This window comes from Candidatus Saccharibacteria bacterium, assembly GCA_016191105.1.
GTDB lineage: Bacteria > Patescibacteriota > Saccharimonadia > CAILAD01 > BJGX01 > JACPPH01.
Genome location: JACPPH010000006.1, coordinates 51,296 through 64,022, shown reverse-complemented (window position 1 = coordinate 64,022; position 12,727 = coordinate 51,296). Strand labels below are relative to the sequence as shown.

Below are 12,727 nucleotides of genomic sequence, written 5' to 3'. Positions count from 1 at the left end.
GAGGGTTTAAATTTTTGTCTAAGACTTATGTGCAGACGGCAGCCAAACTCACTCCCCGGCCAGGCGAAAATCGAGCAGCGGCTTTTAGTTATTGGTTCGATCCACCAGTAGATGAAAACAACTTGGTGGGCAGCTTTTATGTAGTTATCGATATCGAGGGCCATAAGCGCCTGGCCGAAGATATCACCAACACAATCATTCAAGATTTTGGCGAGCTGTACTACCACAACCAGTTTCGAGATGAGCCCCAGGAACGTTTCGAAAAAACTCTGTCACAGATCAACGAAAATCTAGAGGAGCTGTTTAGACACAACAAAACTCTTCCAGGCCACATTAGCATTCTAATAGCGGTAATCGACGAGGCTCAGCTATTACTATCACTCTTTGGCCGGGTTGGCGCCGTACTGGCTCGGCCCGGTGAAGAGCTCAGACAGCTAAACCAGGCTGATAGTCAAAAAGATCTAATTTTTTCGGAGATTATCGAGGGTAGTTTGCAAAAAAGAGATAGCTTGTTGTTTTATACTCAAGCTGTCTTTAGCCAGCTCAAAAAAACTGACCTAAGCAGTCTGCTGACCGAAAACAGCCCCAGTACCTGCATACACAAGCTCGCTCAGCACATGCCTCAGGGTGAAGGCGCCAGTCGGTGTAGCGCCATTGCTGTAAATATAACTACGATCAAGGATCTTTCCGAAAAGCCCCTATCCGATGAGCCAAATCAAACATTTATTGGCGCCACTACGTCGGCCGCTGGTGCGATTGCCAAAAAAATTCAGCCCCATGCCCAAAAAGCCATTCAAAAAAGTGTGTCTGGTGCCAAAAGGCTTGGTGGCGAAACCAAAGACCGTGCGCTCAGATCGGCCGGTAATGGTATCCGTGAGGGCTGGAACAAGCTTTGGTCTAAATACATTAACCGCAACCCGCGGCTGGCTTTGGGAATAGTTGTGGTTGGCGTTATCCTGATTTTCGTTGGATTCTACTTGTTGTCACTGCAATCACAAAAGAACGATAAAAACCTGGCTGTATTTAGTCAGGCTTATCAAATTGAACAGCAAGCAGCTACTGACCTGTCGCAGGGCAACAAAGAACAAGCCGAAGCTAGTCTACAAGATGCTCAAACCAAACTCAACTCTATTCCGGCCAGCTCTGTCGAAAGAGTTAACAAATTGGCCTCTAAGCAGGCCCAGTTTAGCCCTCAGCTCAATACTATAGCTAGCCTCAACACCCAAATCACCTCACTTTTGGACACCATTAGGTCGGTCGTTCGAGTCAACGCCCAGGCCGTTTACGGCGCCAAAGACAAAAACACAGCTAGCTTTTCACAACTATTATTATTTGGCAAAACCATATACACCATCGACACCAAGGCCAAGAACCTGCTGCGAATCAATCTAGATTCTAAGTCTGGCTCGGTGGCTACCAGCAACCAGGTTTTGGCTAATGTTCAGGCTAGTTCGGTCGCAAACGATGGCTCAACCGGCTACATTATGACCAAAAACCCAAACCTGTTTCTGCTCAGCCCCGATGGCAGCTTAACAGAAGCCAAGAACACCTCAAACGAATGGAGTCGTGGTGTGGATATAGCTAGTTACCTGGGCAACATATATATCCTCTCGCCTGTCGATAATCAAATCTATCGTTATACCAAAAACCTGGGCGGCTATAGCACCAAAACGCCTTACTTAAAAAATCCGGCTGAAAATCTGCTACAAAACGCCACTTCGATGGCTATAAATGGCAATGTTTACGTCGGTAATAACGACGGCTCTGCATTAAACTTTCAGCTTGGCCAAAAACGAGATCTCCAGATACAAAACTATCCCAAAAACAGCCAGAATATAGTTAAAATATTGTATTCAGAAAACTTAACTAGCCTATTTTTACTGCTAAATGATGGTCGGATACTACAAATCCAACTTGGTAGTAATTCGGCTCAATATATACGCCAGTATGTTGTAACCGACGCAACAAACATCAATTCTTTTGCCATAGACGACAGTAATAAACAAATATTTGTAGCTAATAGCAATACGATTTTAAGCTTCCCGCTCCAAAAGTAGCTAATCTGACCTACTGTCCATTTTGGCTTGCGCAGTTATACCAATTAGCTTAAAGTATTGCTCCATAAAAAGCTTATAGGAGTTAATTAGGCCTAGCTTGCCGGCCGCAATAGGATTATCTAATTCTATTATCTTTTCTGACTCATAGTAGGCATGGAATAATCTAGCAGTTTCGTGTCCATAAAAGCTTAGCTTGTGCACTTCATAGCTATTTGCAACTTGCAGTAATAATTCCTGAAACTTATCCAGCTGCTTAATTAAGTTGCGCTCGTGGTTATTGGGCTTATCAAGTCTGCCAACCGGCTTAAGATTATTCTGAGAAGCCTTTTCTAGAATTGAGTTGGCGCGCGCGTATGAATACATGACATAGTACAGTGGATTCTGCTGAGAATGCTCGCGGGCTAGATCTATATCGAAGTCCATCTGACTATCTGAGGAGTGCAGCAAAAAGAAGAATCGTACCACATCGCTGTTGCCCACTTCATCTAGCAGCTCATCGACCGTTATAAAGTTACCGGCCCGTTTGCTACTCTTGAATTCTTTACCGTCCTTAATAATCCTTACCATCTGTAGCAAGATAAAATCAAGCTGGGAGCTGGGGATCAACTGCTTTACCCCAAGCTTGAGAGATTCAACCTGGCCGGCGTGATCTGCGCCCCAAATTTTAATTGCCCTGTCAAACTTACGATCTGTAAATATCTCGTAATGATACGCGTAGTCATTAACTAGATAAACATATTCGCCAGATGACTTTACTAATACTCTATCGCGGTTATCACCAAACTCAGTGGTTTTTAGCCAGGTTGCGCCGTCTTTCTTGTAGATCAGCCCTTTTTGATCGAATACATCAATAACTTTTTTGGTCAGCTCTCTATCTATCAGGCTTTGCTCGCTAAACCAAACGTCAAAACTTATCCCCATTCGATCAGCCGTAGCTTTAATAAGTTCAATAATTTCTGCTACTGCTCTCCAGCCAAGATCATCTTTGCCCAGCTCAGACTTGAGCTTAGCAGCCAACTCAGCAACATACTCACCCGTGTACTGACGTTCACCTTCTATGGCTTGGCCAGATTCGGCCTTGATAGCATTTGCCAGGTGCTCTACCTGGCCACCAGCATCATTGATGTAGTATTCGCTGGTTGTATCGTGCCCCACCTGTGAAAGCACGCTAGCGAGTACATCGCCCAGGTAGCCGCCTCTGGCATTTGCAAGAGTTAGGGGTCCCGTTGGATTAGCTGAAATGAATTCCACCTGCACTCTTTGAGGCTTATTTACAAGTTTGCGGCTTAGATTTGACTCTAGATTAGCTAGTTTTTTGAGCCAGTAGTTATCTACCATGGTTAAGTTAATAAAACCTGGCCCGGCCATCTCTACTTTCTTGATGTCAGCATGCTTAATTTGATTGGCCAGCTCACTAGCAATCTCTTGGGGTGCTCTTGATAGTGGCTTGGCTAGCTTAAAGGCAATATTGGAGCTAAAATCACCAAATTTCTCTTCTGGGTAGCTGACCTCGAAATCGGGCACTTCCACTTCGAATGTTTTGGCAGCCGTTCTTGCAATGATTTTTTTGATCTCTTCGGTAGTCATAATGTCCATATTATACAAGACTTCTGATTTGAGTGCAGTACAAGGTGCGAGTAAGCAACGGACGGCAGCGTACAAAATCGTACGCCAAAGGAGTAGCGTAGTGAGCAACACAGTAATGCGCCAAATGCAGAAGTTGTTGTATCTGATTGCAGGGTTTATACGCTATAATTGAGCTTATGAAGATTGTAGCCAGCAACAAACGGGCCCGCTATGACTACGACATCGCTAAAACGGTCTTGGCTGGCTTAGTATTGGCTGGTCACGAAGTTAAAAGTGTAAAATCTGGGGCTATCAGCCTCAAAGGTAGCTTTGTAAGCTTTCGCGGCGGCGAAGCTTGGCTTACCAATGCCCACATCACCCCCTATAAACACGCTACTGGGCTCAAAGACTACGAGCCCACCCAAAGTCGCAAAATTCTGCTGCATAGGCGTGAGCTCAATGAGCTGCAAGGCTTAGTGCAGTCTGGTGGCATGGCCGTGGTGCCACTAAGCGTTGGTGTTGAGCGCGGTTTGGTAAAAGTTGAGCTTGGGGCCGGCCGTGGCAAGAAGCAGTTTGACAAACGCCAACAGATTAAAAAACACGATATGCTGCGCGATGCTGACCGTGAAGTTGGGCAGTCAAAGTAACTTATACTTTGTGCTATAGCATAAACATTCTGTAGAGATTACAAGATTGCTCTATCAAAATACTTAATATTTCCTGGTGTACGTGCTAATATTGTAAGCATGAGCGCTAATAGTGATTTAGCCAAGATAGCCAAGGATCTTATGGCCGACCCTAGGGGCCTGCTGGCAGCCGATGAAAGCAATAAGTCGGCCGAGAAGCGGTTTGCAGCCTTGCGCATACCCAGTTCGCCCGAAATGCGGCGCCGATATCGCCATTTGCTATTTACTGCACCTAACTTCGCACAATATATTAGTGGAGTTATTCTATACGACGAGACCATTCGCCAAAAAACCAACTCTGGTATTAAGTTTACCAAATATTTGCGAAGGCAAGGTATAGCTGTGGGCATTAAGGTCGACAAAGGCTTAGTCCCCTTCACCAACTTCGAGCCCGAGACCATTACCGAAGGCCTAGATGGCCTGGCCGAACGCCTCGACGAATACTACAAAATGGGCGCTCGCTTTACCAAGTGGCGGGCAGCTTTTCAGATAGACTCTAAATTACGCCTGCCAACTGCCGCGGCTATTCACGCCAATCTCAACCAGATGGCTCGCTATGCCTGCTTGGTTCAGTCGGCCGGTATGGTGCCAATCGTCGAACCTGAGGTGCTATATGAGGGCAATCACAGCCTAGAAACCTGCGAGCAAGTGGTTTCCCAGGTGTTGCGAGTGCTGTTCGATCTGTTAATTGCTTATCGGGTCGATCTTAAGGGTGTTATTTTAAAAACCAGTATGGTTTTGGCTGGCCACGACAGCTCTAGGCCGTCTAGCCCATCAGATGTGGCCAAAGCTACTGTAAGGGTGTTACGCCAGCGGGTGCCCAAGGAGGTAGCCGGAATCGTCTTTCTATCTGGTGGGCAGACTCCTCGGCAAGCTACCGAGGATCTCAACGCCATTGCCCGGGCCGGCAAAGAGCCTTGGCCAATTAGCTTTTCGTATTCACGGGCCGTGCAAGAACCAGCGCTGAGTACGTGGCGTGGCAAAAAGCGTAATATTGCGCCGGCTCAAATTGCATTTATTGAGCGCTTGGCGCTCAACTCACTCGCCCGCGACGGCCAATTATAATTGTTGGGGGGTGCACGAATAAAATTTTGTATTAAAAAACTTATAAAAAAGTTCAAAAAAGTTGTTGACAGGTACTCAGCATAAGCGCTATTATTGTATTAGTGCTGCACACATAAATTACTCAAAAACAAAAACAAAGCTCTTCCAACAGGTTAGCAACGCCCCCGGGCAAACGCTAACCTGCTTTTTTTATACTGTACTAAATTTGCCCAAAACATTTTTAACAATTTTTACATTTAATTTTTTAGACGCTACGAATTTTATTTGGCCTTGGCCAACTTTTTGCACAACGCCAAATGCCGACATGCCAATAGCAAATTTTGCTTAAACGAAAAGAACCCCGAAATGGGTGACGGAAAATTCCGAAGTCCTTTTCGGGGTCTTGCGACCCATTGCTTGCGATATTGCTGTTGTTGGCTCAGGCGGCCAGTGGGAGCGTGCTGCCGGTGATCCGCTTGTATGCCTCGACGTATCGGCCGCTGGTTGCCTCCACCACCTCATCTGGAAGATCGGGTGGTGGAGGTTCCTTGTCCCAGTCTGAGGCATCCAGGTGGTCACGCACAGGCTGCTTGTCGAAGCTAGGTGGCGTTGTGCCTGGCACCCATTGATCAGCCGGCCAGAACCGGCTGCTATCAGGAGTCAGGATCTCGTCGCAGACGGTCAGCTCACCGTCTACCACCCCGACCTCGAACTTGGTGTCGGCGATGATGATGCCGCGTTCGGCCGCCCACTCCGCACCCTCCTCGTAGAGGTTGGTGGTCATGGTGCGTGCCGACAACACCAAGCTCTCCCCTCTCCCCGAGAATCGCTCCTCTGTGAGCGACATTGCCTCGTCGAGTTCGATGTTGCGATCCTTGGCTTCGAACTTGGTAGAGGGCGTGAACAGCGTCTCGGGCAGCTTCTGCGACTCCAGCAGCCCCTCGGGCAGTTGGTGACCACAGACTGCACCGTCGCGCTTGTAGTCCTTCCAGCCCGAACCAGTGATGTAGCCACGCACGATGCATTCGATGGGCAGCATCTCGGCCTTGCGGCAAAGCATCACTCGACCCTTGAGCTCAGGAACGCGTGGCACTCCTGGTGGCATCTTGGCCAGATCGGTGGTGATCATGTGGTTGGGCGTATCACCGAAGAAGTTGAACCACCACTCCGACATCAGGTTGAGCACTATGCCCTTGTACTTCACCTGCTGATTCATCACAACGTCGAAGGCACTGAGGCGATCGCTGGTGACCAGCAGAAGCCTCCCGTCGCCGGCGTCGTAGACATCCCGCACCTTGTTCGAGGACAGCAGCGGCAAATCGATAGTGTTCATGGAATTTCCTTCCGTTGGGTTGGGGTCGGACTACTTGTTGGCGAGCTCTTGGCGATACAAGTAGAGAGTGTCCTGCAGGGTCTCGTCGGTGATGGCCAGCATTTCCGCCACCAGTAGGGCGGCGTTCATGGCACCATCGATGGCCACGGTGGCCACCGGGATCCCCTTGGGCATCTGTACAGTGCTGTAGAGCGCATCGACGCCGTTCAGAGCACCACCGCTCAAGGGGACCCCCACCACCGGCAAGGTGGTGTGGGCGGCGCATACGCCGGCCAGATGAGCCGCCATGCCAGCACCGCAGATGAGTGCCGCGTAGCCGTTCTCACGTGCGGTGCTCACCAGCTCCACCACCTGATCGGGGTTACGGTGAGCGGACAGCACCCGCACATCGGCCTCAAGTCCGAAGCGCTCCAGTGTGTCGGCCGCCGGCTTCATCTTGTCCATGTCGTTGGGCGAGCCCATCAGGACTGCTACTTTTGGTTTGGCCATGACAGGCCCTCCTTCTTTCGATTCACTTGTGGGGTCAATTCGCAAAAAGCGGGCTGATTTGCCCGCCCGTTGTCTCGTATATTATATGCAAAGCCTCTATAAATAACAACAGCCGCCCGAAAAGCGACTGTTGTCACCCTTCTGACGGCTTGTGAAGACCTCTACGCGCCTGCGTGGTGTCCTTAGGTTTCGAAGGTCTTTCCAGCAAAGACCTCGGCAACTGTCGGCCCATAACCAGGGGTAACTGAGATGTCACCGCTGGTGAGACCCCTGCCCGGCTGCAGCACCCTCAGATACCAGCCACAGAAACCGTTGTTTTTCATCCTCAGCCGGATGTCTTGAATCCCGGTGTGATGTCTCAGAGTGTTGCAGGGCTGACGGGGCTTGGTGATGATCAGCCTTACACCGTTCCACCACCACTTGTCGTCGATCCTCGCAGTCTCTTCTGTCACACCCTCTACTAGCAGGTTCACTCCTAGCTCAGCCGCGGTGATCTCACGACCGACTTCCTCAGCCCACGCCTTTAGGTGCTCGCTAGGATATGCATACACTGCCTTGTCGTCACCACCGTGCACCCTCCTGTCTACCTGGGTATCCCCTTCGAGGCCGTTGCGATCAACCCATAGGCTACGAGAGCTGACAGGCTCCTTGTGAATGGCCGAAGACCATTCCTCTCCGCTTGGCTTGGCGCCAATCACCTGCGATTTGCCCACACCTACAGATACGACCTGGATTCGATATGGTCGGGTCATGTCCCTCTCCCTTGTCTTGGAACGGATAAGCGGCCTGTTGGCCGCCCTATAGATCTCAGCCATTATTATAACAAATGTAACGACAAAGCCCCCGGCGGGAGCGAGGGCTCTGTCGGGGGCGTAGAGGGATGCCCCATTCGCGCGGCGAAGCGCTAGATGATCGAGATGTTGCCGATCAGACGACGACGTCGTCGGCGATGATGATGCAGTTCTTGCTGCCGACGTGCACCAGTGCGACTTGCTTGTCACGGCTGGCGTAGGCGTTGGCCTTGGCGTGCAGAGTGCCGGCCTGGGGCGCTCGTTGCCCGGGCGGCATGATCTGGTTGAGCAAAGGATGCACAGCGTTGAACTCGGCCCAGGTGTCGATCTGCACCCGGCTCTGGCCGGCTCGCAGCTTCGCGCCGATCCGGTCGATGATCGTGACGGTGAGGTTCGCGTCGTCGAGGCTGCATCCCAGTTCGTCGACGATGTCGCCGATCATGCTCTCCCTGGTTGGCACGCCGTGGCGCGAAGGCTTTGCCTTCTGCACCCGACTTTCGGTTGCTATCTTGGACATGGTCGCTAACCACCTTCCTGGAGCTACAAGTCCGCCTTTCGGACAAGTTGCTATTATTGTTGTCCTTTGTAGTTAAAAAGTCAATCTGTACAAAAAAAATGACTACTAGCTTATAGCAAGGCCTTAGTCGGTCTATTCTTTTAAAAGCAAGGCTGTGCAGATATAGAGAGGTCAGTACCACAACGGCTTGTTCTATAAACGAAAAGACCCACGGACTGGTGGACCGCGTGGTCTTTTCCGTGGGTATTCCCTCCTTGTAGTTGTGTTTGGCTCAGGTTGCTGCGAACCAGCGGCCCGAAAGTTGCACCGGACCCATGTCGTGGAAGCAGCTGTTGATGGGTCGGCCTTGCAGATCGGTCAAGATTAGCCACTGGGGGTGACCGAGCAACCGACCGAGTCCCTTGGGGCAGCTCGAACTATGCGGGTAGCCAGGTGGGCTGCCACAGTTGCAAGGTGACTGACCGCAAGAACGCACCTCAACCACCCTGAACGGCCCTGCGCTGTATGCGCGCTGGAGCTCTGCAAGCTGTTTGTTGCCATCGAGTGTCGGGTTCCAGATTACTTGCTGGCCGGCCTTGAACAATAGCGTGGTTGCCATGAGCTCCTCCTCTAGCGCCGGCGACGAAAGGTATCGATTTTGCGCGCCCGGCCTGCGATGGCGTCGAACCACTCAGCGTCTTCTGTCGGTGGCTTTTCCGCCCAACTAAGGCCAATGGCCTCTAGAAGAGCGGACATGCTCACACCAGCTTCATCGCTCGCCTCCTGCCAAGCATCGTGAGCTTTTTTGCTCAGGTAGGCGTGGAGGGGTTTCTTGGTTGGGTCGTCGGCTGCATTTCGTGCACCCATTGTAGACCTGCTTTCTTCTGAATCTGTGGTGAATGGTTCACCAGACGACAGATTCAAGAACGCCACTATTTTATAAGATTAAAGTATATTTGTCAATCAAAAAAGAGACCAGGTTTAATCTGATCTTTCTTTGGTGGAGAGGATAGCAAAAAGTTGGCAAGCTTTATCTGAAAACATAACCTACTGGAGAGAACTGCTGTACTCGGATTATGAGAGGTATAAGCTCGACAGATCTGCTCTACTCCGTTGAGGGAATGACACCCACATAGTACCTTCTCCAAGAAAAGATATATAGTGTATATACAAACATAATGTATGATGTATAATATTCATAGAAAGTTATATATCATGAATGTAAAATACGGTCAACCATCATACTTACCCTTAAAAAATCTTGATCCCAGCAAGTACTACCGGCAGTTAGCGGAAGCTTCGTATGCATTAGGTATGCTCCAAACTGCACACAGTAAAATATCTAATGCAGAACACTTGATAAAGCCCCTACTAACAAGAGAGGCTTCTCTAAGCTCCAAGATAGAAGGTACAATCACCGATTCTAAGGATGTTTTCATTCTTGACGCAACAGGCAAAGCGCCCCAACAAGATACCATCGTAGTTGCAAATTATCGTGATGCGATGCGTCTTGCTATGAAGATAAAAGATCAAAAGGGCGGCATTTCAAAATACCAGATACGTCAACTTCACTATGTTCTCTTACATAGAACCCCTCATAACGGAGCTCTTGGTAAATTTAGGTCAAAAGATGTTTGGATAGGTAAAAACAAGAGCACTTCCATACAAAAAGCTACCTATGTTCCACCTTTCTACACCGCTGTGGAAGGATATATGGATAATCTGGTTGACTATTTTAACTCCACAGATGAGACGCCCTTGATAAAAACTGCAATCTTCCACTATCAGTTTGAGGCTATCCACCCATTTGAGGATGGGAATGGAAGAATTGGTAGAATGTTAATCCCTGCCCTTCTTCAATACCAGGGTGCACTTTCTGCCCCCGTCCTTTACACCAGTGAATACTTCGAGAAAAAAGCAAAGGAATACCGTCAGATGCTTCACTATGTTGACACAACTGGCGACATCACCCCTTGGATAATATTCTTCCTGGAATCCTTAAAGGAACAGTGTGGCATATCGATCAGTCTTGTAGAAAAGATAACCAAGCTAAATGAGATATTGCTTGATAGGTACGAAGGTTCACAATCCCCCAATATGAACAGAATGGTTAACATGATATTTGAAACACCAGTATTCCAAATCTCCCATGTAATAAAGACACTGAAAATCTCTAGAATTACTGCCAGTTCCTTGGTTAACAGATTATTAGAAGATAGGGTGATCGATTCCATAAGATCTGTTAGAGGCACAAAGGGTGCCACTGTCTACTATTTTCCAAAACTACTAACTCTAATAAGCTAGAAGGTTGGGTTAGTTATCACCTACCGCCCCTACTTACAAGATAAAGGAGTCTCTTTGGATGTCTTCAAATTTGCCCGTAGTACGCTATACAGGAGTATACCGTAGGTACTATGACTAGCCCCAGTGTTATGACTAAATCGGTCTTAGATAAGCTGGATGAAGCCTTCTCCTTGGGCTGTACGGATCTAGAGACCACCCTTGATACAGTTTGGCGTCAGAGACAACAAACTAAGCTTGAGTATCTTAAACGGCTCGAGACGCGGTCTATTGAGCTTCAGGAACAGAAAGTAGGCTAATAACCTTGTTGGCAAATAGTCCCGAACTCGCTGACTATACTAAACAAGCAATCGAAAAGGTAAAACAGAGCCTTGTTGAAAACAAAAAAGAGATTAATGGGGTCAAGAACGTAGAAAAGGATCTATCGGAGTTTGTACACTTCTCCATCGGCTTTATCAACAACATGACTAAAAAGTACTGGCAGTTGAACCACACGATGATAGGCTTGAGGTGTAAACAATTGGTATTTCCACAGGATTTTGTAGTTAAAAAAGATGGAAAAGTTTACACCCAGCAAATTAGTCCACTTATCAGGTTAGCAAGTACCAAAAAAGACCCAGAAAATGACTCTGAGTCTCCCATGGTGGAGCGAATACGCAATAATTTACACCTAATACTCGAAAACGCTGCCTACTGGAGAGAAATACTAACTCCCGAATACAACAGATGGAAGCTCAACGGATCACCAGTACTCCGATAAGGGATTAACACCAGGGTATTGACAAACTAAATTACTTATGGTAACATTGTCAGCATCTCTAGTAAGTCTAGGGCCGTGAAAGCGGTCGCACCCCACACCTACAGGAAGGAGTGAAGCCATGAGCTTCCTCACCGTCAATACCACGGAATACCTGAGCGGCATCCCACTCGAAGGGATCGAGGCCGTTCGCAACGCACTCCGACTCTTCGCCTCTGGCCAGACGGCCGGGTCGAATGCCACCGAGAAGAAGCTGATCCAGGATGGTGGCGTCGGGATCGCGTTGTTGAAGCCGCTCGTCGAGGAGATGTATGGTGGAGACGATCGGTTCCTGACCGACCTCTTCACCAAGATCGACGCCGGCATCGAAGCGGTGGGCTCGTACAGCTACCACTACGACTACGACGGCGTTGGTCGGTTCTTCAAGACCACCGTCGAGGTCCAGAAGCTGGACGACACCTGGTTCTTGCTGCATCTCAGTGCCGCCTACGTCGGTGACCAGGTCGAGGTGGGGCTCGCCGAGTCCCTCCAGATCGACCGCGCAGTTCAGCACATCGACGTCACCGCACAGGTCGAGCCCGACAGCGAGCTTGTCACCTTCGACTTCGAGGTCATCAGCATCAACCTGACGACGATCGGAGCCGAGTGCACGAGTGAGCAGATCGTCGAGCAGATCATGACGGAAGAGCGCGGAGGCCCCCTGCGTCACTTCGGTCGCCCCCGATTCCAGGTCGGCGACTACGAAGTGGCGTTGAGCCTCGGCGGCATCGTCCAGCCATGGCAGCTCGAGGACGAGATGCCGGCCTGGCAGACCCACGCCTCGATGATGACCGGACTCCGGGAGAACAAGAACCGTCACGAACCTGAAAAGCCAGTCGAGTACGAGGTACCGAAGATCAACTTCAACATCGGTCTGGCAACCGAGAGCAGCTACTCGCGGTCGATCCCGATCATCACCGACGACGGCAAGCAGGCCATCCGCAACCTCGCCTCCAACCTGGCCACGGCCCTCCAATCGTGACCACCGCCCCCCTTTTGGGCTTTGCAAGCAATATCTGCGAAGCTCCGGAGGGGTATATTCTAAACTTTGCGCGAAACTATTTTGAAGGGAACTAGCCCGCCTCCGCTTCGCTCCGGCGGAACGCTCGGGCGCGGCGGAATTCCCCCCACACCCCCCTTCCGCCGCGCCCTCGCTTTGAAAGCCGCC

Annotated in this window: 13 protein-coding genes; 6 read left to right on the top strand and 7 right to left on the bottom strand. The window is 49.7% G+C overall.

The annotated features are described in order from the left end of the window. Positions 1 to 14: 14 nt before the first annotated feature. Entirely contained in the window at positions 15 to 2,057 is a 2,043-nt protein-coding gene (locus tag HYX70_03495; protein ID MBI2798331.1) for a hypothetical protein, read from the top strand. Here the strand turns inward: HYX70_03495 and HYX70_03490 are convergent, their stop codons facing one another. Further along, complete coding sequence (locus HYX70_03490) at positions 2,058 to 3,644, bottom strand: arginine--tRNA ligase (GenBank protein ID MBI2798330.1); 1,587 nt, start codon at positions 3,642 to 3,644, stop codon at positions 2,058 to 2,060. It lies immediately after the preceding gene. Between the two features lie 176 nt (positions 3,645 to 3,820). Here HYX70_03490 and smpB point away from each other — a divergent pair, with 176 nt between their 5' ends. Both smpB and HYX70_03480 read left to right on the top strand, forming a co-directional pair. Beyond that, entirely contained in the window at positions 3,821 to 4,270 is a 450-nt protein-coding gene (gene smpB / locus HYX70_03485) for an SsrA-binding protein SmpB (GenBank protein ID MBI2798329.1), read from the top strand. 99 nt (positions 4,271 to 4,369) lie between these two features. Then, a complete protein-coding gene (locus HYX70_03480) occupies positions 4,370 to 5,374 on the top strand; it encodes a fructose-bisphosphate aldolase class I (protein MBI2798328.1) in 1,005 nt (334 codons plus the stop codon). A gap of 418 nt (positions 5,375 to 5,792) precedes the next feature. On the opposite strand, the gene HYX70_03475 is transcribed toward HYX70_03480, so the two are convergent. The 6 genes from HYX70_03475 to HYX70_03450 all read right to left on the bottom strand — a co-directional run bounded on the left by HYX70_03475 (position 5,793) and on the right by HYX70_03450 (position 9,329). Next, positions 5,793 to 6,686, bottom strand: a complete 894-nt coding sequence (locus HYX70_03475; GenBank protein ID MBI2798327.1) for a phosphoribosylaminoimidazolesuccinocarboxamide synthase — start codon at positions 6,684 to 6,686, stop codon at positions 5,793 to 5,795. 30 nt (positions 6,687 to 6,716) lie between these two features. After that, positions 6,717 to 7,175 (bottom strand): 5-(carboxyamino)imidazole ribonucleotide mutase, encoded by a 459-nt coding sequence (purE, locus tag HYX70_03470; GenBank protein MBI2798326.1) that lies wholly within the window; start codon positions 7,173 to 7,175, stop codon positions 6,717 to 6,719. 182 nt (positions 7,176 to 7,357) lie between these two features. Further along, the gene (locus HYX70_03465) at positions 7,358 to 7,927 is read right to left on the bottom strand and encodes an MOSC domain-containing protein (GenBank protein ID MBI2798325.1); all 570 of its coding nucleotides are present in this window, start codon (positions 7,925 to 7,927) and stop codon (positions 7,358 to 7,360) included. Positions 7,928 to 8,102: 175 nt separating this feature from the next. Then, positions 8,103 to 8,483 carry a hypothetical protein gene (locus HYX70_03460; GenBank protein ID MBI2798324.1) on the bottom strand — a complete coding sequence of 127 codons (381 nt, stop codon included), beginning with the start codon at positions 8,481 to 8,483 and terminating at the stop codon, positions 8,103 to 8,105. A 271-nt stretch (positions 8,484 to 8,754) separates the two neighbouring features. Beyond that, positions 8,755 to 9,081 (bottom strand): hypothetical protein, encoded by a 327-nt coding sequence (locus HYX70_03455; GenBank protein MBI2798323.1) that lies wholly within the window; start codon positions 9,079 to 9,081, stop codon positions 8,755 to 8,757. Positions 9,082 to 9,092: 11 nt separating this feature from the next. Further along, the gene (locus HYX70_03450) at positions 9,093 to 9,329 is read right to left on the bottom strand and encodes a hypothetical protein (GenBank protein MBI2798322.1); all 237 of its coding nucleotides are present in this window, start codon (positions 9,327 to 9,329) and stop codon (positions 9,093 to 9,095) included. 348 nt (positions 9,330 to 9,677) lie between these two features. Between HYX70_03450 and HYX70_03445 the strand changes: the two genes are divergently transcribed. The 3 genes from HYX70_03445 (at position 9,678) to HYX70_03435 (ending at position 12,541) form a co-directional block, all read left to right on the top strand. Continuing rightward, positions 9,678 to 10,766, top strand: a complete 1,089-nt coding sequence (locus HYX70_03445) for a Fic family protein (GenBank protein MBI2798321.1) — start codon at positions 9,678 to 9,680, stop codon at positions 10,764 to 10,766. Between the two features lie 301 nt (positions 10,767 to 11,067). Beyond that, entirely contained in the window at positions 11,068 to 11,523 is a 456-nt protein-coding gene (locus HYX70_03440; GenBank protein MBI2798320.1) for a hypothetical protein, read from the top strand. Positions 11,524 to 11,641: 118 nt separating this feature from the next. Beyond that, a complete protein-coding gene (locus HYX70_03435) occupies positions 11,642 to 12,541 on the top strand; it encodes a hypothetical protein (GenBank protein MBI2798319.1) in 900 nt (299 codons plus the stop codon). Positions 12,542 to 12,727 lie beyond the last annotated feature (186 nt).